Genomic DNA, 20,579 nt, shown 5'->3' on the forward strand with positions numbered 1-20,579 from the left:
CCCGGGGCGACCCCGGAAGAACCCGGAGGGGCGGGCCCGCGCATCCCGCGCGGACCCGCCCCTCCGCGGTCCTCAGAGCGCCGCGTACCCCGGGCGCACGACCTCGTCGATCAGCCGCCGGCGCTCCGGCAGCGGCAGGAACGCGGCCTCCAGGGCGGCGACCGTGAACTCCTCGAAGACCTCGGGCCCGTAGCCGAAGGCGTCCGCCATGTGCTGGAACTCCTCGCTCATGGTGGTGCCGGAGACCAGCCGGTTGTCCGTGTTGAGTGTGATCCGGAAGCCCAGCCGGCGCAGCTCGTCGATCGGGTGCGTGGCGTAGTCCTTCGCCGCGCCCGTCTGCAGGTTGGAGGTCGGGCAGACCTCCAGGGCGATCCGGTTGTCCCGGACGTACGAGGCGAGCCGGCCGAGCGTGCCGTCCTCGGCTATGTCGTCCGTGATCCGCACGCCGTGGCCGATCCGCTCGGTGCCGCAGACCTGCACGGCCTCGTGGATCGACTCCGCGCCGACGGCCTCGCCCGCGTGGATGGTGAAGTGGCAGTTCTCCCGCTTCAGGTGCTGGAAGGCGGGGAGGTGACGGGCCGGTGGGTTGCCGATCTCGCCGCCCGCGATGTCGAAGCCCGCCACGCCGTTGTCCCGGTGCGCGACCGTGAGCCGCGCGATCTCCAGGGAGCGGTCCGTGTGGCGCATCCCGGTGAGCAGGGTGCGGACGGTGATCCGGCCGCCGGAGCGGCGCTCGCCCTCGCGGAAGCCGTCGTTGACCGCCTCGACGACCTCGTCGAGGGTCAGGCCGCCCTCCAGGTGCTGCTCGGGGGCGTAGCGGACCTCGGCGTAGACGACGCCGTCCGCAGCCAGGTCCTCGGCGCACTCGGCCGCGATGCGCGTGAGCGCCTCGCGGGTCTGCATCACCGCGCAGGTGTGGGCGAAGGTCTCCAGGTACCGCTCCAGCGAACCGGAGTCGGCGGCGTCCCGGAACCAGACCGCCAGCTCGGCCGGGTCCTCGGTCGGCAGCGCGGTGTAACCGCACTCGCGCGCCAGCTCGACGATCGTCGCGGGGCGCAGCCCGCCGTCGAGGTGGTCGTGGAGGACGGCCTTGGGGGCCCGCCGGATCCAGTCGGAGACGGGGGTGGCGGCGGGCGCGGTGAGGTTGTCAGACAAGTGCATGGCGGGGAAGTGTACGCCACGGAGCGGGGGCGCGCTGCGACGCCCTCTCCAAGGGCCGGTGCGCTCAGTGGGACTGGAGCACCGGCAGCGCGGGCGCCCCCGTCGGCAGCATGTGCTTGGCGGCCAGGACCGGGACCTCGCCGACCCGTACGACCTGGGTGACCAGGACGGCCGGGGTGTCCGCCGGGCGCCCGAGCTGGTCCCCGCGCCGCCGCCCGAGCAGCGTCGCCGTGATGCCGCTGTGCGCGCCGAGGGCCGTCTCGCGCGAGGCCCCGACCAGGACCGAGAGCATGGAGACGGCGGGGCGTCCGTCGCCCTCCGCCTCCCGCAGGGCCCGTGCGAACTCGGGGTGCACCCGGTCGAGGAGCTCGCCGGCCACCGCCCACTCGTGGCTCAGGGCCGCCGCCGCACCCTCCCCGACCAGCACGGACTCCCAGAACCGCAGCTCGGCGCGGGCCGGGGCGAGCAGGTGCTGGGCGGTGAAGTCGGTCGGCTCCTCGACCGTCCGCAGGAGCGCCCGCACCCGGAGCGGGGCGCCGCCGCCGATCAGCTCCTCCAGCGGCTGGACCTGCTCGAACCCGCGCCGGGGCGGGCGGTCGTTCACGGTCCGGCCGACCCCGCGCCGCACGGTGAGGACGCCGTCCTCCTGGAGCAGCAGCAGCGCCTCGCGCAGGGCGGGCCGGCTCACGCCCAGCTCGGCCGCGAGCTTCGGCTCGGAGGGGAGCGTGGAGCCCGGCGGGTAGGTGCCGTCGTGGACGGCGTCCGCGATCCGCTCGTAGAGCGCCACGACCGGCCGCCGCCGCTGTCCGCTGACCGCCACGGCCCCTCCTCTTCTCGTCGTCGGCCCCGCTTCCGGGACCACGGTAGCCGGGCCGCGTTGTCTGACAAGTCACCCGTACGGCTCTCCTCACCGTCACGGCGGGGCTCCGTCCCCCTCATTCTGGTCCCACGGCGGCGGCCGGCTACGACGAGGAGAGGCCCGGAACGATGAGTCCCCAGGACAGGGAACGGACGGCGGACACGGGATCGGGCGCGTCCCGGCCCGGCGGGAGGCGGAAGTGAGGCGGGCCGCCGCCGTCGGGGCGGTCGCCCTCCTGGCGCTCGCGGCCGTCGCCGCGACCTCGGCGGAGGAGACCTCCGGGGCCGGGGACGAGCCGGAAGGACGGACGGTGCCGGACTTCCTCGGTCTGGGCCTGTGGCGGGTCTTCACCCGCCTCGACCGCCGGACCCGGCTCGACGTCCACGACGTGAGCGGCCGCGACCGGCGGGTCCTCTGGCCGTCCCGCTGGCAGGTCTGCACCCAGTACCCGGCGGCGGGCACGGACCTCGACCGGCGCACCACCGTCATGATCGGAGTCGTCCGCCGGGGCGAGACCTGCCCACCCCGCGTCCGCACGGCCCGCCGCTGAGGGGCGCCGCACGGGGCCGCCGGTGACCGGTTCCGTACGGGCGCCCGTCGCTGACCCTGTCCCGTACGACTGCCTCGAACCGCACCCCGACGGGTGTGGCCCTTGTGATGCGACGGCGGTGGCCTGCGAGAGAACTGGAGAGGTGCTCCACGGCGCGGCTGGACAGATCGATGGGGGACGGGTGGTCGAGCACGAGAACACCCCGAAGGGCTGGTGATCTTGGTTGTGGGCCCGTCTACCAGGAGCTTTCTTCATGCCCCCGCCAGGGGCATCGATCCAACCACCCGTCAGGTTCGACGAGGTTCAGTGTCCGGCTTCTCCAGAAGATCTTCGTAGTCGCAAACGGGGACGGCCCGGTAACCGGCCTCCCGGACCGCTTCCAGAACCGTTGCCGTGTCCGACGCGGCAGCAGTTGCTGAGGCGTCGCGACGAGGTTGGCACACAAGGAGCGAGTGCCAGTCCAGGAACTCCACGTCGGCGCCAGTGCCTTCGTAGTCGTTGTGCTCCCAATCCACCTCGACGCACCCGTACGAGAGCACGCGATCTGGTCCGAACGGCACGTTCAGTGTCGCTGCCAGCCGCTCCATCAACCGATCACGGCTGGGAGCGGCGACGTAGATCTGGCACTCAAGGTTCGAGTTTGCCCCGGCCGGCCCGAACGCACTGTTCTCCATGAGTGGATCCTCCCAGGTCGGCGGTCCCTGCGTAACCTATTGCCGCCTCAACAGCGCCTCCCGCAGGGTGAGTGCCGACTTGAAGCACGACGTGAAGTCGGAAAAGACTTACTGAATTGACGCGTTCGGCAAGGTGATCTGCTGTACCAATCGCAGACGTCCGCTTGACTTGGTCTGGGTGACCTGAAAAACGAGAAGATTGCATCCATTGCTGCCCATGCGCAGCATCGCTGTGCATGGGTGGGTTGAGGCTCTCGTGAGCAGAGGGCTTGGCCTCCGCTGCGACTCGGGCGGTCTCACCGTCAGGCGCTCTTGCTCTGCGGGTGGGTCTCGCTCTCCGCGGTGGGCGAGCCCGTCTGCTTCGGCAAGGGGATGATCGTCTTCATGCGCGGCTCCTTGCCGAAGAAAGCCCGGTACTTCTCTGTCGTGCCGATTTCCTTGACGATCCGCTTCACCCAGGCCGGTGTATAGGCGTAGCTCTTGAACGCTTCGTTGTAGACGCAGTACCTGGCGTCAGTGCTATACGGATCGGCGGCGTCAGCGGTGGGTCGTACGCCGAGCCGTCGCCACATCTCGGTGTGCTCAGGCTGAATGCGGAACTCGAAGGGTACCTGCGCTTCAACTTGACGAGCGACTTGCTTCGGCAACAGCTTGTCCTTGTCTGCCACCTCGACATGCCGGTCCTTGATGATGACCATGCCCTTGCGCCCGGCTTCGACCATGACCTTCCGCTCCTCCTCGGTCAACTCGTCAAGTTTGACAAAGTTGATCGCGAGATCGGCCTCCGTTTTCGGGCCGACGATGGGGACGAGTCGGACACGGTAGTCGTACCGGAGGTCGTCCAGTACGGCCTGGTCGATGTCCGCTTCGAACTTCGCCACCAGGTCGCGAGTGTGCTTCGGGAGCTTCTTCGCCGCCTCCTGGAGTTGCTTGCGCCCCTCAGCGGTGAGCGCTTGGAGGGAGATCGGGAAGCGGAGTCGATCGGCGAGGCTGTACTTGGAGCCGAAGAAGGTCACCATCTCTTGTTCGTAGTTCATGACGAGCGCCTGAGCCTTGCCGCCCGTGATGATCTTCAGGTTGTGCTCGTACCGGTGTTCCACCTTGTTGCGGAGCGCGACGAAGAGCTCGGCATTCAGCCGGACGCTGTCGTCAGTGTTGGGATAGCGCATCTTCAAGCACCACTCCAGATCCCAGGCCTTCGGCTCACCGTCGATCAGCTTGTATCGGCCGGTCTTGGAATCCTTGTAGTGGTAGTCGATCTTGTTCTTGTGGAACTCCGCGTGAAGCAGGTAGTGCCACGCCTTGTGCATGTGAGTGAGGAAGTCGGAGTAGTTGCCGTCTGAGCAGTTCCATTCATCAACTGCCTTCAGGGCGTGGCGCTGCGACTCCATGACGATGTGGTGCCAGCGGGCATGTGCCATGTCGTACATCCTTCTCGTTCGACAGAAGGATCACATTCGCGGATACCCCTGGACAAGCAGTATTCGCATGGGTTTCCACTGACTGCTTCCATGTCCGAGGGTCCGGACGCTGACCGGCGTGGCATCCGTACGATCTGTGGCTACCCAGTCCTGCGCGAACGCTCCGCATAATCTGGCCACATGCCCCACACCCCAGGCCCGCACCCCGACGCCCCCGGCCCGTACCTCGCCCTCGGCCCCCGCGTGGGTCTGCGGTCCTTCTCGCTCGCCGATGCCGACGAGTTCACCGCCCGGGCCCGGGAGAGCCGGGAACTGCACCGGCCGTGGCTGTTCCCGCCGTGCACACCCGAGGCGTACGCCGCCTACGTCGGGACGCTCCTCGGCGACCCGGCGCGTGTCGGGTTCCTGGTGTGCGAGCGGGAGGAGGGCGGTCGGATCGCCGGGTTCGTCAACATCAACAACATCGTCCGCGGCGCCTTCCGCAGCGGGGCCCTCGGCTACGGCGCCTTCGCGCACGCCGCCGGGCGCGGTCTGTTCACCGAGGCCCTGGGCCTGGTCGTGGCGCACTCCTTCGGGCCCCTGGACCTGCACCGCCTGGAGGCGAACGTCCAGCCCGGCAACGCCGCCTCCCGTGCCCTCGTCCGCCGCGCGGGCTTCCGTCTGGAGGGCTTCTCGCCCGCGATGCTGTTCATCGACGGCGCGTGGCGCGACCACGAACGCTGGGCGGTCACGGCCCCGGAACCCGGGGCGTGAACGCGCGACGGCCTCAGCGCCTGCGGTTGATCTTCATCGTGTCGAGGTCCGTCACGGTCGAGCGCAGTCCCTTGTACCCGTGGCCCAGCTCCCCGAGCGCCCGCTCCACCCGGTCCTCCGCGAGCGTGCCCGCCATCTCCTCGCCGTCCTCGGCGTCGGAGACGACGACCAGCCGGTACGAGAAGTGCTTCAGCATCCGGTCGTAGGCCAGCGAACCCTCCTCCGTGAACCGCATCGCCGTCATCCCGTGCTCGTCCGCCTCGGCGAGCAGCCGGGACCGGCTCTCCTCCGACAGGCCGTCGAACGTGCCGCGCACGATGACCCGGTAGGTGTGCTGCGTGCCCATTCCTCGTACTCCCTGTGCCACGGGTGCCACTGCTCCCGGCCCGCCACGGCGGCGCGCCGACCCGTCACCGTACGACGCCGGGCCCCCGCGCCGCCCGGAATATCCGGCCGCCCCGCCCGCCGGGCCCCGCCGCGGCCCGGCGCCGGGAACCCCTGGTCAGGACGGATCCCACCGTGTTCCATGGGGCGATGACGACCGTACGACGTGCCGTACTGACGCTGCCCGCGGCCCCGTTGGGACCGGACAACCCCCTTCCCGCCCTGCGCGCCCCCGCCCGCGCCGGGGCGCACGCCGTCGACGCGCGGACCCTCGCCGGACTCCCGCGCGACATGGCCCGGGGCATCGGCCGGGCGCCGCTGCGCAGCCTCCTGCCCGTCTCCCTGCGCGACGGCTACGGCCGCGACCGCGTCCCCACGGACCTCGACGCGATCGTGATCGAGAACGACCGGCTCCGGGCGACCGTCCTCCCCGGCCTCGGCGGCCGGATCCACTCCCTCCACCACAAGCCCACCGGCCGCGAGCTCGTCCACCGCAACCCCGTCCTCCAGCCCGCCGCCTTCGCGCTCAACGGCGCCTGGTTCGCCGGCGGCGTCGAGTGGAACATCGGCGCCACCGGCCACACCGCCCTCTCCTGCTCGCCCCTCCACGCGGCGACCGTCCGCGCCCCCGACGGCGGCCCGATGCTCCGGCTGTGGGAGTGGGAGCGGCTGCGCGACCTGCCGTTCCAGGTCGACCTGTGGCTTCCCGAGGGCTCCGACTTCCTGTACGTCGGCGTCCGGATCCGCAACCCCCACGAGCGCCCCGCGCCCGTCTTCTGGTGGTCCAACACCGCCGCCCCCGAGGACCGGCGGGTCCTCGCGCCCGCCGACGCGGCCTGGCACCACGGCTACGAACGCGCCCTGGACCGGGTGCCCGTGCCCGTCGACGGCACCGGCACCGACCGTACGTACCCGCTGAACAGCGGCCACGCCGCCGACTGGTTCTACGACCTCCCGGACGGGCGGCGGCGCTGGATCGCCGCCCTCGACGCGGACGGCACCGGGCTCGTCCAGACCTCCACCGACGCCCTGCGCGGCCGCAAGCTCTTCGTCTGGGGCACCGGGCGCGGCGGCCGCCGCTGGCAGGAGTGGCTGACGGAACCCGGCGCCCCCGGCTACGCCGAGATACAGGCCGGGCTCGCCCGCACCCAGCTGGAGCACCTGGAGCTGCCGGGCGAGGCGGAGTCCAGCTGGCTGGAGGCGTACGGGCCGCTGGCCGCCGACCCGGCCGCCGCGCTCGGCGACGACTGGACGGCGGCCCGTACGGACGTCGAACGGGCCCTGGACGGCGCCCTGCCCCGTACCGCCGTCGACGCCGCGTACACCGCCTGGCGGGAGGGCGCCGCCGACGCCGCGCCGGAGACGGTCCTCGCGGCCGGTTCCGGCTGGGGCGCCCTCGAAGTCCTGCGCGGGGGGTACGAGCTGCCCGGTACGCCCTTCCCGGAGTCGACGCTCGGGCCGGAGCAGGAACCGTGGCGCGCACTCCTGCGCACCGGCGTCCTGCCGCCCCCGGCGAAGGGCGCCGGGCCCGGCGCGCCGCTCGTCTCCGCCCCCTGGCGGGACATGCTGGAGACCGCCCCGGCCGACCCCTCCACCGAGTACCACCTCGGCATCGCCCAGTGGCACGCCGGGGACCGCGCCCAGGCGGTACGGAGCTGGGAGCGGGGGCTGCGCGGGGCCGACGCGTCCTGGCCGCTGCTGTACTGCCTGGCGGTGGCCGACCGGGAGGAGGGGCACCCGGAGCGGGCCGCCGAGCGGTTCGCGGAGGCCTTCGCCGACCACGCCGCTTCGGGTGGGGGCGGGGCGGTGGCCGCCGCCCTCGGCCGTGAGGCCGTGACGGCGCTGCTCGCCACCGGCCGGACCGACCGGGCCCGGCAGCTGTGGACGCGGCTTCCGGAGGAGGTGCGGGGGAGGGGCGCGTTCCGGCTCCTGGAGGCGCGGATCCTCCTCGCGGAGGGGCGGCCGGACGCGGCCCGCGCCGTCTTCGACGAGGGCTTCGAGGTGGCGGACCTGGGCGAGGGCGCCGAGACGCTCGGCGAGCTCTGGGCGCGGCTCACCGACGAATCCCTGCCGGACGCCTACGAGTTCCGGATGCGCCCGGGCCCGTGAGGGGCGGTCACGGCACCCGGCACAGGATCTCCCCGTGCGGGACCATGAACCAGGCGTCCTCCCGCCCGCCCCACTCCCGCCAGGCCCCCGCGATCGCCGCCAGCTCCCCGGCGGTCGCGTGGCCGCCGGAGACGGCCAGGTCGGCGTAGCCGGAGGCGGTCGTGCGGTCCGCCCACAGGCCGCTCCACCAGGCCCGCTCCCCGGGGGTGGCGAAGCACCAGGTGGCGGCGGTCGTCGTGACGTCGGTGAAGCCTGCCCGCCGGGCCCAGGAGAACAGGCGCCGGCCCGCGTCCGGTTCGCCGCCGTTGGCGCGCGCGACCCGGTGGTACAGCTCCAGCCACCCGTCCAGGGCGGGCACGTCGGGGAACCAGGCGAAGGCCCCGTAGTCGCTGTCCCGGGCGGCGACGATCCCGCCGGGGCGGCACACCCGCCGCATCTCGCGCAGCGCCCGCACCGGGTCCCCGACGTGCTGGAGCACCTGGTGGGCGTGGACGACGTCGAAGGAGTCGTCGGGGAAGTCCAGGGCGTGCACGTCGGCCACGGCGAACCGGACGTTCTCCAGACCGCGCCCGTCCGCGACGGCACGGGCCTTCGCCAGCACGTCCTCGGCCGCGTCGACCCCGGTCACCCGGCCCGGCGCGACCAGCGCGGCCAGGTCGGCCGTGATGGTGCCGGGCCCGCAGCCGACGTCCAGGACGTCCAGCCCCGACCGCAGCTCGGGCAGCAGATAGGCCGCGGAATTGGCGGCGGTCCGCCAACTGTGCGAACGCAGGACCGACTCGTGGTGGCCATGGGTGTAGACGGCGGTCCCGTGGACCCCGGGCGGTACGGAGGCGTGCGTCATCGAACCGGCTCCCTCGGTGTGGACGGATGCCTCCACGGTATGCGCCCCGGCCGCATAATGAGACCCACGTCTTGACATGTGGACAATCCCTCAGTCCAACAGGTCCTTCCGGTACCGGAGTTCCTCCAGGACCCTGCCGCCCGTCTCCTCCCGTACGGCCTCGCCGTCCGCCCGCCAGCCCGCCGCCTCGTAGAACCTCCGGGCCCGCTCGTTCCCCGCGAACACCCACAGCGCCGCCGAGCGGAACCCGGCCGCCACGAGCGCCCCGGTGGTCGCGGACAGGAGCGCCCGCCCCACCCCCGTGCCCCAGGCCTCCGGCAGGGCGTACAGCGCGGCCAGTTCGGCCGTGGGCGCGGGATCGAACCCCTCGCCCGGCCACGGGCGGAAGCAGGAGAAGGCGACCGGCCGGCCGTCCCCGTCCCGCCCCGGTTCCGTCGCGAGCAGCACGGTGGGCCGGTCCGGCGCCGTGAGGCGGGCGCGCCAGGCGGCGGCGCGCTCCGCCACGTCCAGGGCCGCCAGGTACGGGCCGGGGAGCAGGTCGCGGTAGGCGGCCCGCCAGGACAGGACGTGCACGGCGGCGAGGGCGGCCGCGTCCGCGGGACGCGCTTCACGTATCGACATGCCGCATTCTGCGCCGGACCCCGCCTCGGCGGCCTCGCATTTTCCGGTCGGCACGGCGCCTCGGCCTCGCGTCTGCCAGGTCTCCACCCGGCTTCCATGACAGGCGTATGAACGGGCCGTACGAAGGTGTTCCGTGCCCCTAGGATCGGCGCGCCGCCGTCCGGTCGCCCCCCTGTGCCGTCCCGTCGAGGAGACCCGTGCCGTACTCGTCCGTGCCCGCCCGACGCTCCCTGCTGAAGCTGCTCGCCGCGAGTCCGGCGGTGTCCGCCCTCGGTGGGCTCGCCGCCGCGGACCCCGCGCACGCGGCGTCCACCACCGCCCTCGCGCGGGCGGCGGTCGCGGCCGGGCCCACCGCGCCCGGGATCGTCAAGGCGCTCCCCGCCGAGCACTTCACCGTCCGGGGCACCAACGCCGAGGCGCGGTTCGACGCCTTCGCGGACACCGGTTACCTCACCCCCGCCGACCGCTTCTTCGTCCGCAACCACACCTCCACCCCCGTCCTCGACGCCCGCGACTGGCGCCTGACGCTCTGGGGCGACGGGCTCCACGGCCGCAACCCCGTCCACCTCACCTACGGGCAGCTCCGCGACCTGCCGTCCGTCACCCGGACGGCCCTCATCGAGTGCGCCGGCAACGGCCGCAGCCACTACACGAGCCAGCAGGGCGAGACCGTCAGCGGCACCGCCTGGACCCTGGGCGCCGTCGGGGCCGCCCGCTGGCGCGGTGTCCGCCTCGCCGACGTCCTCCGGCGCGCCGGGATCGCCCGCGACGCCGTCGCCGTCCAGCCGCGCGGCCTCGACGACCCGTACGTCTCCGGCGGCGTCGACTACGGCCGGGTGCGCCGCCCGCTGCCGATCGCCAAGGCCCTGGACGACGTGATCCTCGCGTACGAGATGAACGGCGAGCCCCTCCCGTACGACCACGGGTACCCGGTCCGGCTCGTCGTGCCCTCCTGGATCGGCATCGCCTCCATCAAGTGGCTCGGCGACATCGAGGTCTCCACCCGCCCGCTGGCCTCCCCCTGGTCCACCGACTGGTACCGGCTCTTCGGCGACGCCCACCCCGAGGGCGGCAGCGCCCCGCTCGGCCGCCAGACCCTCAAGTCCGGCTACCAGCTCCCCTCCGGCGCCACCCTGGAGGCGGGCAGGGTCCACCGGCTCACCGGCCGCGCCTGGTCCGCCCTCGCCCCCGTCCGGAAGGTCGAGGTCTCCGTCGACGGCGGCGCCCACTGGCGCCCCGCCCAGCTCCACGACGCCCCCCGGCGCGACGGCTGGGTCCGCTGGAGCGCCCCGTGGCGCCCGCACCGCCCCGGGCAGGTCACCCTGCTCTCCCGCACCACCGACGCCGCCGGGAACGTCCAGCCCGAGCGGGCCGTCCACAACACCCAGGGTTACCTGTTCAACGCGGTCGTGCGCCACCCCGTCACCGTCGCCTGAACCGCCCCGCCCCTCCCCGGACCGACCCCAGAAGCGGCGGAAACGCCCGAAACTCCGTATAAAGGGCACGAGGGTGCCGTGCCCGGCGCCCCCGTGCGCTCAGGAGGTACGGGACATGCCGCAGAAGGCTCCGGAAGGGCGCGGCCCGGTGCGCTACGGTCCCCCCGCCCCCGACACCGGCCTGCCCGTCCCGCCCGTGCTCGCCGGCCTCCTCTCCACCGCCGCCGGACGCGCCGCCCCCGAACCGCCCGGCGGCGGCCCCGTCCTGCGCGAGGCCGCCGCAGGACACTGGTGGCGCCGGGGCCTGCGCACCCACCCCGAGGACGTGGTCGCCGCCCCCGGCGCCCCCGCCCTGCTCCTGGCCCTCATAGCCGCCCACGGCGGCGACCTCCTGCTGCCCCGCCCCTGCCCCGCCTGGTGGACCCCGCAGGCCCGGCTCCTCGGCCGCCCCGCGTACCACGTGCCCACCCCCGCCGAGTGCGGCGGCGTCCCCGACCCGTACGCCCTCCTGGAAACCGTCCGGCGGATCCGCGCCGAGGGCGGCGACCCCCGCGTCCTGCTGCTCTCCGTCGCCGACGACCCCACCGGCACCGTCGCCCCGCCCGAACTCCTCCGCGAGGCCTGCGAGGCCGCCGTCGCCGAGGGCCTCCACGTCGTCAGCGACGAGACCTGGCGCGACACCCTCCACGACCCGCACGACACCGTGCTCGTCAGCCCCGCCGAGATGTGCCCCGACGACGTCACCGTCCTCATCGACCTCGGCGGCGCGCTCACCCCCGCCGCCTGGCCCTGCGCCGTCGCCCGCTTCCCGCCCACCGACCCGGCCCGCGCCGACCGCTGGACCGACCCCCGGGCCCGCGTCCTCGACGTCCTCACCGTCCTCGACTCCGTCCTCCCCGGCCCCCTCGCCCCCGCCGTCGCCCACGCCCTCGACGAACCCGAGGACGTCACCGCGCAGGCCCGGCACGCGGCCGCCGTCCACGGACGCCTCGCCGCCGCCGCGCACCGCGCCGTCCTCGCCGCCGGAGGACTCGCCCTGCCCCCGCGGGCCGGCCGCCACCTCTACGCCGACCTCGGACCGCTGCGGGCCGGCCTCGCCGCCCGGGGCGTCACCGACTCCCTGGAACTGGAGGGCCTCCTCACCGAACGGCTCGGCGCCCCGGCGGCCGGCGGACACCGCTTCGGCGACGAACTCGGCGCACTGCGGGTCCGGTTCGGCACGCGCATGTTCCTGGGGACCACGGGGGAGGAGCGGACCGAGGCCCTCGGGGCCGAGGACCCCCTGGAGCTTCCCCGGGTGGGCCGGGCCCTCGCGGACTTCGGCGCGGCGCTGGAGGAACTCCGGTGACCCCGGCCGCCCGCCGACGCCCCACGAGCCCGCCATGAAGCGCCGAACGGAACGGAGCCCGCAGATGACCGAACGGACGGCAGCCGCGCCGTACGAGACCGACCGCGCCACGGTCCCCGCATCCCTCCTCCAGCCCGTCGGCCGGATCCGGCACGACTGGCCGCGCACCTTCGCCGACCGGCTGACCGCACCCCTCCCCGGCGTCCGGTCCATGGCCCGCTTCGCCCGCGAAGGAGCCGTGCGCCCCCGCCCGGAGGGCCTCCGCGACGTCCCGCTGCTCCCCTTCGAGCCCGGCCCGCTCCCGCCCGCCGGACCCGACACCCTCGCCGTCACCTGGGCCGGGCACGCCAGCTGGGTGGTCCGCGTCGGCGGCCTCACCGTCCTCACCGACCCCGTCTGGTCCCGCCGCATCCTCGGCACCCCCGCCCGGCTCACCCCCGTCGGCATCCGCTGGGAGGACCTGCCGCCCGTCGACGCCGTCGTCATCAGCCACAACCACTTCGACCACCTCGACGCCCCCACCCTGAAGCGGCTGCCCCGCGACACCCCCGTCTTCGTCCCGGCCGGCCTCGGCCGCTGGTTCACCCGCCGCCGGTTCAGCCGGGTCACCGAGCTCGACTGGTGGGAGGCGGCCGAACTCGACGGCGTCCGCTTCGACTTCGTCCCCGCCCACCACTGGTCCAAGCGCACCCTCACCGACACCTGCCGCTCCCTGTGGGGCGGCTGGGTGCTCACCGACCGCTCCGGACACCGCGTGTACTTCGCCGGGGACACCGGCTACGGCCACTGGTTCGCCGAGATCGGCCGCCGCCACCCCGGCATCGACCTGGCACTGCTCCCGATCGGCGCCTACGACCCGCGCTGGTGGCTCCGCGACGTCCACACCGACCCCGAGGAGGCCGTCCGGGCCCATCGCGACCTGGGGGCCCGGCGGATGGCGCCCATGCACTGGGCCACCTTCGTGCTCTCCTGCGAGCCCGTCCTCGAACCGCTCACCCGGGTCAGGGCCGCCTGGGAGAAGGCCGGCCTGGCCCGCGAGGACCTGTGGGACCTGCCGATCGGCGGCTCACGGGTGCTCGTGCCGTGACCCGCCGGGCGCCTCGGCGGCCGCCGCCCCGGGGCGCGCCCCCCGCACCCGCCGCCACAGCGCCGGGACCGCGCTGAGCAGCACCGTCAGGCCCACCGCCGCCACGACCCCCTGCCACGGCTCCGGGAAGAGCGAACCGCCCAGGATCCCGATCAGCTGGTACGTCGCCGCCCACGCCAGACAGGCCGCCACGTCCCCCCGGACGAAGCGGCGCAGCGGCATCTCCGCGAGCAGGCACGCCAGCATCACCGGGATCCGGCCCGCCGGCACGAGCCGGGACAGCACCAGCACCGACACCTGGTGCGCGTCGAGCCGCTCCCGCGCGTGCGCGAGCCGCTCCGGCGTGACCCGGCCCTCCAGCGCGGCCAGCCACCGCGAGCCCTTGTCGGAGTGCACCCCGCGCCGCCCCAGCCAGTAGAGGGCCGCGTCCCCGAGGCACGCGGCGAACGCCGACACCAGGAAGACGAAGAGCAGCGACAGCGGCGAGGTCTGGTGGAAGGCCACCACCGCCGCCGAGCTGACGATCGCGCCCGTCGGCACCACCGGCACCAGCGCGCCGAGCGCCACGAGCAGGAACAGCGAGGGGTAGCCGACGGCCTGCTGCGTGGACTCCGGCGGCAGCTCGCGCACCGCCGTGACGAACCGGGCGATCCCGTCGATCACCGGGCGACCTCCGGCCGCACCCGCTCGCCGTGCCCCAGCGGGTGCACCGCCACCTTCGGCGCGAGCCGCGCCGCGTGCCGGACGAACTCGTCGCCGGGGGAGTGGAACTCGTGCGGCCGGACCCCGTCGAGCCCGATCGGCCAGTACGTGCCGTAGTGCACCGGCACCGCCGCCGCCGGGGACAGCTCCGCGAGCGCCTCGGCGGCCCGGCCCGCGTCCAGATGCCCCGGCCCCAGGTACGGCCCCCAGCCGCCCACCGGGAGCAGCGCCACGTCCACCGGGCCCACCGCCTCCGCCATGCCGTCGAAGAGACCGGTGTCCCCGGCGAAGTACGTGCGCGCCTCGCCCTCGACGACGTACCCGAGCGCGGGCGCCCGGTGCGGCCCCACGGGCAGCCGCCGCCCGTCGTGCAGCGCGGGGACGGCCCGTACCGTCACGCCCCCCACCGTCACCTCGTCGCCCGCCGCCACCTCGGTGAGGCGCAGCCCGGCCCGCTCCAGCCTGCGCAGCCCCGGCACGGCGGCGGGCGCCCCGCGCGGCACCAGGACCCGCGTCCCGGGCGCGAGCCGCGCGAGCGACGGCAGATGGAGGTGGTCGGAGTGCAGGTGCGAGACGAGGACGGCGTCGGCCGTCGCGGCCTCGGGCGGCGGCGGGGCGCCCCGGCGGCGCCGCAGATGGGCGAGCCGCCGCGCGAACAGCGGATCGGTGAGGAAGCGGACCCCGGAGTCCTCGACCGTGCAGGTCGCGTGACCCCACCAGGTGACCTCCACCGCGTGCCGCCTTCCGTCCGTTTCGTGCCCCCGCACCCTCCGTACCCCCGTAACGAGGGTAGATGTCCCGGGCGGGCACCGGAGGATGTTCGCCCGCACCTTCCCGCAGTAGGGTCCCTCCATGGACGACGTTCGGGTGGCGGCGATCGCCAGCCTCACCCCGCTCGAAGAGCTCGAGAACGAACCCTTCCTCGTCGACACGCGCGGCCAGCACGCGGTGTGCGCGCGCTGGGCCGAGGACCGGGGGTACGTGATCGCCCGCCAGCTGCTGTTCTACGGCATCCGGCCCGACCACGAGGCACTGTGGGCGGACGTGGAGGCCGGTGCGGTCGACCTCTTCGTCGCGGCCAGCGAACGGGTCCTCGCCCGCGCCCTGACCTCCGTGACCGGCTTCCGCGCCGAGTGCGAGCGGCGCGGGGTGCGCCTGGAGACGGTCCGCCCCGACGAGCCGGTGTACGACACGGCCGCCAAGGCCGGGGTGCACCGGAGGCTCTCGATGCCCACCGCCGGGTACGACGGCTCCTGATTCCACCGATCTCCGCCGGGTACGACGGCTCCTGATTCCGTCGGCCTCCGCCGGGTAGAACGGTCCCTGACCTCGTGCGACCTCCGCCGGGCCTTCCTCCGGTCCCGCCGTGGGCGTTGTGACACGCTTGGGGCAGGAAACGGCTGAAAGGCGAGGCGGGCGTGGGCGACGGGCGAGGGGGCGGCACCGGCCGCCGGTGGTCCGGGACGGGCGGGCGGTCCGAGACGGATCGGCGGCCCGGGAGGGGCTGGCGATCCGCGCGGGGCTGGCGGTCCGCGGGAGGCGCGCTCGGGCGCGTGATCGCGGTGTGGGCGGTGTCCACGCTCACCCTGCTCCTCCTCGCGGGACTCCTCCCCGACTTCCAGCTCCAGTCCCCCGACGGGGACAGCCTCACCCGCACCGCGATCACCGCCGCCTGGGCGGCCGGCGCCTTCGGCCTGCTCGGCGCCCTCGTGTGGCCGCTGCTCGTCCGGGCCCTGCTGCTCGTCCCGGCCCTCGTCCTCGGCCTGCTCGGCTTCTTCCTCAACGGCTCGCTGCTGCTCGTCGCGCTCTGGCTCACCCCCGACGGGCGCGGCGCCGCCGACCCCGAGACCGCCGTCGTGGTCGCGGCCGTCATGTCCGCCGTCGCCTCCGCCACCTCCACGGGTCTCGCCGTCCGCGACGACGACGCCTACCGGAGCCGCCTCTACCGGCTCACCGGCCGCACCCGGCCCCGCGACCCCGGGGCCTCGGCGGACGCCGCCCCCGGCACGGTCTTCCTCCAGCTCGACGGCGTCGGCCACCGGGTGCTGCGCGACGCCGTCGCCGACGGGCTCATGCCGACCGTCGCCGCCTGGCTGGAGGCCGGCCACCGGCTCACCCCCTGGCACACCGACTGGTCCAGCCAGACCGGCGCCAGCCAGCTCGGGATCCTGCACGGCTCCAACGAGGACGTGCCCGCCTTCCGCTGGTACGAGAAGGACACCGGCCGGCTCATGGTGTCGAACCGCCCGGCCGGTGCCGTCGAGCTCCAGCGGCGGGCGGTGCGCCGCACCGGCGACGGCGGGCTCCTCTCGTACGACGGCGCCTCCCGGGGCAACCTCTTCAGCGGCGGCGCCGAACAGGTCGCCCTCGTCCTGTCGGTGGCCGCCCGGCGCGGCCGCCGCAACCGCTCCCGGGCCGGCTACTTCGCGTACTTCTCCGACCCGGCCAACGCGGTCCGCACCGCCGGGTCGTTCGTCACCGAGTGCTTCCGCGAGGCGTACCAGTCGACGCGGGCGCGGCTGCGCCACGAGACCCCGAGGATCTCGCGCGGCGGCACGTACCCCTTCGTCCGGGCCTTCGCGACGGTCGTGGAGCGGGACGTGGTGGTCGCGGCCGTGATGGGGGACATGCTCGCGGGGCGGACCGCCGTCTACGCCGACCTCGTGGCGTACGACGAGGTGGCCCACCACTCCGGCCCGCACGGCCGGGACACCGACCAGGTCCTGCGCCGCCTCGACCGCGCGGTCGCGCTGATCGCCGACGTCGCCGAGCACGCCCCGCGCCCCTACCGGATCGTGCTCCTCTCCGACCACGGGCAGAGCCCCGGCGAGACCTTCGAGGCGGTGTACGGCCTGACGCTCAAGGACCTGGTCAGGGCCGGGTGCGGACTGCCCGTGCCGCGCCGGGTACGGCGCACCCGCAGCGGCTCGGAGGCACGGGACGCGGCCAGGGACGCGCTGCGCAGCGCGCTGCACCGGCCGGTCGACGAGGGCGGCGAGACGGCGCGCGAACTGCCCGCCAAGCCCTCCGAACCGGTGGTCCTCGCCTCCGGCAACCTCGGTCTCGTCTCCTTCCCCGACGTGCCGCACCGGATGACCCGGGAGGAGATCGACCGGCGCCACCCGGCCCTGCTCCGCACCCTCGCCCACCACCCGGGCGTCGGCTTCGTCCTCGTGGCGAGCGCCGAACACGGCTCGGTGGTCCTGGCCGGGGACGGCACCGAGGTCCCGGTCGCGGAGCTGACCGACGACGGGCCGCTTGCCGTGTTCGGGCCGGGCGCGGCGCGGGCCGTGCGGCGCACGGACGGCTTCCCGCACGTCGCGGACATCATGGTCAACTCCATGTACGACCCGGAGACCGGCGCCGTGCACGCCTTCGAGGAGCAGATCGGCTCGCACGGCGGCCTCGGCGGCGAGCAGTCCCACCCCTTCCTGCTCTCACCGCCGGAACTCTCGCCCCCGGTGGGGGAGGGGGAGGAACTCTTCGGCGCGGAACAGATCCACCGCGTACTGCGCCGCTGGCTCCGCGAGTCCTCGGGCCCCCAGGTCCCGGTGGAAACGGCCCCGCCCCGCCCGGACCCGCACCGTCCGCCCGACGGCTCCGCCCGCGCCCCGGCCGCGGACCCTGCGCCCGGCCCGGCCGACGGGCCCGCCCGCCCCTCGACCGGAAGCCCGGTCCACGGCCCACCCGTACGGGACAAGAAGCACTGACCCGGCGGCTCTCGGAGCGAGTGGCGCCGGGGCCGGTCGTGCGGGACGGGAAGTCCTGACCGGGTCCTCCGGAGCGGGAGCCGTCGGTCCGGCCGCCCGGCGGGGGGAACACTCGGCCGGTCCTGACCGCCGGGGCGGTGAATCCCGGGGCCGGGCGTAGGCCGGGCGGGCGGATCTCGGGGGCCGGGCGCCGCGCCGGGACCCGGGCGGGGCAGTACGGATCTCCGTGAGCCCCGTGCCCGAGCCGACCGCAGCGCCCGCCGCCCCGGCGGGCCGCCGGGCGCGCACGGGCCGCCACCGCTGGGTCGTCCTGCTCCTCGTCCTCGCCGCGCTGTTCGGCACCGGCGCCCCGGCCCTGCTCTCCGGCGCCTCCCCGCTCCCCCGCCGCGGCCGCCGCACCGGCGCCCGACCCGGTCGGCGAGACCCACGACCAGGCCGCCGCCGACACCGCGGCCCCCGGCCGCACCCGACGGCACCGCACCGGCCTGCGTCCCCACGCGCGCCGCAGGCACAGCCGGAACCACGGCCGCAGCCACCGCCGGAAGCCCTCCGCCCCCGCCCCGCGCGGGAACGCGCTCCGGTGCGTGGTGATGCGCTGCTGAGAGGCCCGAGCGCCCCCGGCAGTCCCCCCCATCACCCTTCGCACCGCGAGGAGCTTCGCCATGCCCGTCGATCCGTTCGCCGTCCTCCACGCCCTGATGCGTGCCGAGGCCTCCCGGGCCCAGCGCGCCGACCGCGCCGCCCCCGAACCCGGCGCCCCGGCCCCGGACTCCACCCCGGCCCCCGCCCCGGAACCGCCCTCGTCCCGGAGCGAACCCGTCCGCTGACACCCGGGAACGGCCCGGCGCGGGACACGGCGAAAACCGGTGTGCGGACCGGTGTCCGGAGGCGCGAGGATGATCCGATGACCTCGGCCGACCGGAACACCAGCCCCGATCGGTCCGCCGGACCCGCGTCCGGCCCGGGCCCCGAAGCCGCCCGCCCCACCCCCCTCGACCGCGTCCCCGGCCCCCGCGCCGCCCCGGACCACGACCGCGTCCCCGCTCCCACGGGGCCCCGCCGCGCCGCCGCCCGCGCGCTCGCCCTCGCGCGGCACCCCTACTGGGACCGCCCCCACCCCTCGTACCGCGTCCGGCGCTGGCCCGACCTCACCGCGCTCTGCGTGGCCACCGTCTTCTTCTGGTCGAGCCTCACCCCCTCCCTGGTGCCCCGGCCCTGGTACCTCCAGGGGCTCGTCGGCGGCATCACCGCCGCCATCGGCTACGCCCTCGGCTCGGCCCTCGGCTCGGCCCTCGCCTGGGCCTTCCGGGCCGCCGTGCCCCGCCCCCGGCACCCGTCCGACCGGGTCCGCGCCCGCTGCTGGCAGGCGTACTGGCTGCTCAGCCCGGTCCTCGCCGTCTGGCTCATCTCCGAGAGCGCCCGGATGCAGCGTCAGCTCCGCGTCCTCCAGGGCCTCCCGCCGTCCCTGACCTGGCACACCCCGATGATCGCCCTGATCGCGCTCGGCCTCCTGCTCGCCGCGCTCCTGGTCGCGCGGGCCGTGCGGCTCGGCGCCGTCACCCTGATACGGCTGCTCGGCCGGCTCATGCCCCGGCCCGTCGCCTTCGCCCTCGGCACCGTCCTCACCACCCTCGCCGTCCTCGTCGGCGTCCGCGACATCGTCTTCGAACGGGGGATCGTCGACCTCGCCGACCGCGTCGCCGAGGCCACCAACGACGGCACCAAGGACGGCATCCGGCGCCCCGTCTCCCGGCACGTCTCCGGCGGCCCCGGCTCCCTCGTCCCCTGGCGGGACCTCGGATACCAGGGCCGCAACTTCACCGGCTCCACCCCCACCCGGGCCGCCCTCACCGCCTGGAGCGGCCGGCCCGCCCTCGACCCCGTCCGCGTGTACGTCCCCTCCGCGCTCCCCGGCGCCTTCGAGGACACCAGCCCCTTCGCCGCCCGGGCCCGCCTGGCCGTCCGCGAACTCGACCGCACCGGCGCCTTCGACCGGGCGGTCCTCGCCGTGGCCGGCACCACCGGCACCGGCTGGATCGACCCGAACGTCGCCGAGGCCCTGGAGTACATGTACGGCGGAGACACCGCGATCGTCGCCGTCCAGTACTCGTACCTCCCGAGCTGGGTCTCCTTCCTCGTCGACAAGGAGAAGGCGGGGCAGGCCACCCGCGCCCTGCTCGACGCCGTACGGGCCCGGCTGGACGCCCTGCCCGCCGAGCGCCGGCCCCGGCTCGTCGTCACCGGCGAGAGCCTCGGCGCCTACGCCGTCGAGGCCTCCTTCGACGGCGCCGACGACCTCCTCGCCTCCACCGACGGGGCCCTCCTCATGGGCGCCCCGAACTTCTCCCCGATCTCCCGCGAGATCCGCCGCGACCGCGACCCCGCGAGCCCCGTGTGGCGCCCCGAGTACCGGAACGGCGCCCACATCCGCTTCGCCCAGTTCCCCGAGACCGACCTCGCCCGCCCCGGAGGACCCTGGGGGCACCCGCGCGCGGTCTACCTCCAGAACGCCTCCGACCCCGTCGTCTGGTGGTCGCCCGACCTCCTCCTCGACCGCCCCGCCTGGCTGGACGAACCGCGGGGCCCCGACGTCACCCCCGAGGTCACCTGGTTCCCGTTCGTCGCCTTCTGGCAGACCTCCGTCGACATGGCCGTCTCCTACGGGGTCGACGCCCCGCACGGCCACCGCTACGGCGCCGGATCCGTCGACGGCTGGGCGGCCGTCCTGCCGCCCCCGGGCTGGACCGCCGCCGACACCGCCCGGCTGCGCGCCTTCGTCCGGGAACGCCCGGCCGCGTACTGAACGGCCCCCGGAGCCCGCCGCATTACCTCCGACGTCATCGACCCCCCGCCCGCCGCCCGCCATGCTCATGAGCACCGGAACCCGGGCGGCGCACTCCGTCCGGGCTCCGGGCCCACC

The 20,579-nt window shown here is 74.9% G+C and carries 19 protein-coding genes; 10 read left to right on the top strand and 9 right to left on the bottom strand.

Going from position 1 to position 20,579, the window contains the following annotated elements; translation table 11 throughout:
* Window positions 1-72: 72 nt before the first annotated feature.
* Complete coding sequence (locus ACIQVI_RS02055) at window positions 73-1,161, bottom strand: adenosine deaminase (protein WP_376230685.1); 1,089 nt, start codon at window positions 1,159-1,161, stop codon at window positions 73-75.
* A gap of 64 nt (window positions 1,162-1,225) precedes the next feature.
* Complete coding sequence (locus ACIQVI_RS02060; RefSeq protein ID WP_403589959.1) at window positions 1,226-1,981, bottom strand: GntR family transcriptional regulator; 756 nt, start codon at window positions 1,979-1,981, stop codon at window positions 1,226-1,228.
* Between the two features lie 238 nt (window positions 1,982-2,219).
* Between ACIQVI_RS02060 and ACIQVI_RS02065 the strand changes: the two genes are divergently transcribed.
* Window positions 2,220-2,570 (top strand): hypothetical protein, encoded by a 351-nt coding sequence (locus ACIQVI_RS02065; protein WP_403589961.1) that lies wholly within the window; start codon window positions 2,220-2,222, stop codon window positions 2,568-2,570.
* Window positions 2,571-2,857: 287 nt separating this feature from the next.
* Here the strand turns inward: ACIQVI_RS02065 and ACIQVI_RS02070 are convergent, their stop codons facing one another.
* Window positions 2,858-3,244 carry a hypothetical protein gene (locus ACIQVI_RS02070; RefSeq protein WP_403589962.1) on the bottom strand — a complete coding sequence of 129 codons (387 nt, stop codon included), beginning with the start codon at window positions 3,242-3,244 and terminating at the stop codon, window positions 2,858-2,860.
* A 302-nt stretch (window positions 3,245-3,546) separates the two neighbouring features.
* Window positions 3,547-4,665, bottom strand: coding sequence for a DUF3644 domain-containing protein (locus ACIQVI_RS02075; protein ID WP_403589964.1), 1,119 nt, complete (start codon window positions 4,663-4,665; stop codon window positions 3,547-3,549).
* A 180-nt stretch (window positions 4,666-4,845) separates the two neighbouring features.
* Between ACIQVI_RS02075 and ACIQVI_RS02080 the strand changes: the two genes are divergently transcribed.
* Window positions 4,846-5,418, top strand: coding sequence for a GNAT family N-acetyltransferase (locus ACIQVI_RS02080; RefSeq protein ID WP_403589966.1), 573 nt, complete (start codon window positions 4,846-4,848; stop codon window positions 5,416-5,418).
* 13 nt (window positions 5,419-5,431) lie between these two features.
* Here ACIQVI_RS02080 and ACIQVI_RS02085 read toward each other — a convergent pair whose 3' ends face one another.
* Window positions 5,432-5,764: a DUF6204 family protein gene (locus tag ACIQVI_RS02085; RefSeq protein ID WP_403589968.1), complete on the bottom strand. Its 333-nt coding sequence runs from the start codon at window positions 5,762-5,764 to the stop codon at window positions 5,432-5,434.
* A gap of 188 nt (window positions 5,765-5,952) precedes the next feature.
* Between ACIQVI_RS02085 and ACIQVI_RS02090 the strand changes: the two genes are divergently transcribed.
* Window positions 5,953-7,911, top strand: a complete 1,959-nt coding sequence (locus ACIQVI_RS02090; RefSeq protein ID WP_403589970.1) for a DUF5107 domain-containing protein — start codon at window positions 5,953-5,955, stop codon at window positions 7,909-7,911.
* 7 nt (window positions 7,912-7,918) lie between these two features.
* On the opposite strand, the gene ACIQVI_RS02095 is transcribed toward ACIQVI_RS02090, so the two are convergent.
* Window positions 7,919-8,755 carry a class I SAM-dependent methyltransferase gene (locus tag ACIQVI_RS02095; protein WP_403589972.1) on the bottom strand — a complete coding sequence of 279 codons (837 nt, stop codon included), beginning with the start codon at window positions 8,753-8,755 and terminating at the stop codon, window positions 7,919-7,921.
* Between the two features lie 90 nt (window positions 8,756-8,845).
* A complete protein-coding gene (locus tag ACIQVI_RS02100) occupies window positions 8,846-9,376 on the bottom strand; it encodes a GNAT family N-acetyltransferase (RefSeq protein ID WP_403589974.1) in 531 nt (176 codons plus the stop codon).
* 197 nt (window positions 9,377-9,573) lie between these two features.
* Here ACIQVI_RS02100 and ACIQVI_RS02105 point away from each other — a divergent pair, with 197 nt between their 5' ends.
* The 3 genes from ACIQVI_RS02105 (at window position 9,574) to ACIQVI_RS02115 (ending at window position 13,247) form a co-directional block, all read left to right on the top strand.
* A complete protein-coding gene (locus ACIQVI_RS02105) occupies window positions 9,574-10,812 on the top strand; it encodes a sulfite oxidase (RefSeq protein ID WP_403589976.1) in 1,239 nt (412 codons plus the stop codon).
* A gap of 115 nt (window positions 10,813-10,927) precedes the next feature.
* A complete protein-coding gene (locus tag ACIQVI_RS02110) occupies window positions 10,928-12,160 on the top strand; it encodes an aminotransferase class I/II-fold pyridoxal phosphate-dependent enzyme (RefSeq protein WP_351972434.1) in 1,233 nt (410 codons plus the stop codon).
* A 64-nt stretch (window positions 12,161-12,224) separates the two neighbouring features.
* Window positions 12,225-13,247, top strand: a complete 1,023-nt coding sequence (locus ACIQVI_RS02115) for an MBL fold metallo-hydrolase (RefSeq protein WP_351972433.1) — start codon at window positions 12,225-12,227, stop codon at window positions 13,245-13,247.
* On the opposite strand, the gene ACIQVI_RS02120 is transcribed toward ACIQVI_RS02115, so the two are convergent.
* Both ACIQVI_RS02120 and ACIQVI_RS02125 read right to left on the bottom strand, forming a co-directional pair.
* Window positions 13,227-13,910, bottom strand: a complete 684-nt coding sequence (locus ACIQVI_RS02120; protein ID WP_403589979.1) for a DedA family protein — start codon at window positions 13,908-13,910, stop codon at window positions 13,227-13,229. The two genes, ACIQVI_RS02115 and ACIQVI_RS02120, sit on opposite strands and share 21 nt — an antisense overlap.
* Complete coding sequence (locus ACIQVI_RS02125) at window positions 13,907-14,680, bottom strand: MBL fold metallo-hydrolase (RefSeq protein WP_403589981.1); 774 nt, start codon at window positions 14,678-14,680, stop codon at window positions 13,907-13,909. The genes ACIQVI_RS02120 and ACIQVI_RS02125 overlap by 4 nt, the downstream gene beginning before the upstream one ends.
* A 121-nt stretch (window positions 14,681-14,801) precedes the next feature.
* Here ACIQVI_RS02125 and ACIQVI_RS02130 point away from each other — a divergent pair, with 121 nt between their 5' ends.
* The 4 genes from ACIQVI_RS02130 (at window position 14,802) to ACIQVI_RS02145 (ending at window position 20,462) form a co-directional block, all read left to right on the top strand.
* The gene (locus ACIQVI_RS02130; protein WP_351972483.1) at window positions 14,802-15,206 is read left to right on the top strand and encodes a recombinase family protein; all 405 of its coding nucleotides are present in this window, start codon (window positions 14,802-14,804) and stop codon (window positions 15,204-15,206) included.
* 305 nt (window positions 15,207-15,511) lie between these two features.
* Window positions 15,512-17,659 (top strand): phage holin family protein, encoded by a 2,148-nt coding sequence (locus ACIQVI_RS02135; protein ID WP_403592198.1) that lies wholly within the window; start codon window positions 15,512-15,514, stop codon window positions 17,657-17,659.
* Between the two features lie 662 nt (window positions 17,660-18,321).
* Window positions 18,322-18,486: a hypothetical protein gene (locus tag ACIQVI_RS02140; RefSeq protein WP_403589983.1), complete on the top strand. Its 165-nt coding sequence runs from the start codon at window positions 18,322-18,324 to the stop codon at window positions 18,484-18,486.
* 77 nt (window positions 18,487-18,563) lie between these two features.
* Window positions 18,564-20,462: an alpha/beta hydrolase gene (locus ACIQVI_RS02145; RefSeq protein WP_403589985.1), complete on the top strand. Its 1,899-nt coding sequence runs from the start codon at window positions 18,564-18,566 to the stop codon at window positions 20,460-20,462.
* The last annotated feature ends 117 nt before the right edge of the window (window positions 20,463-20,579 follow it).

This window comes from Streptomyces sp. NPDC098101 (genome assembly GCF_044760185.1).
Taxonomy (GTDB): Bacteria; Actinomycetota; Actinomycetes; order Streptomycetales; family Streptomycetaceae; genus Streptomyces.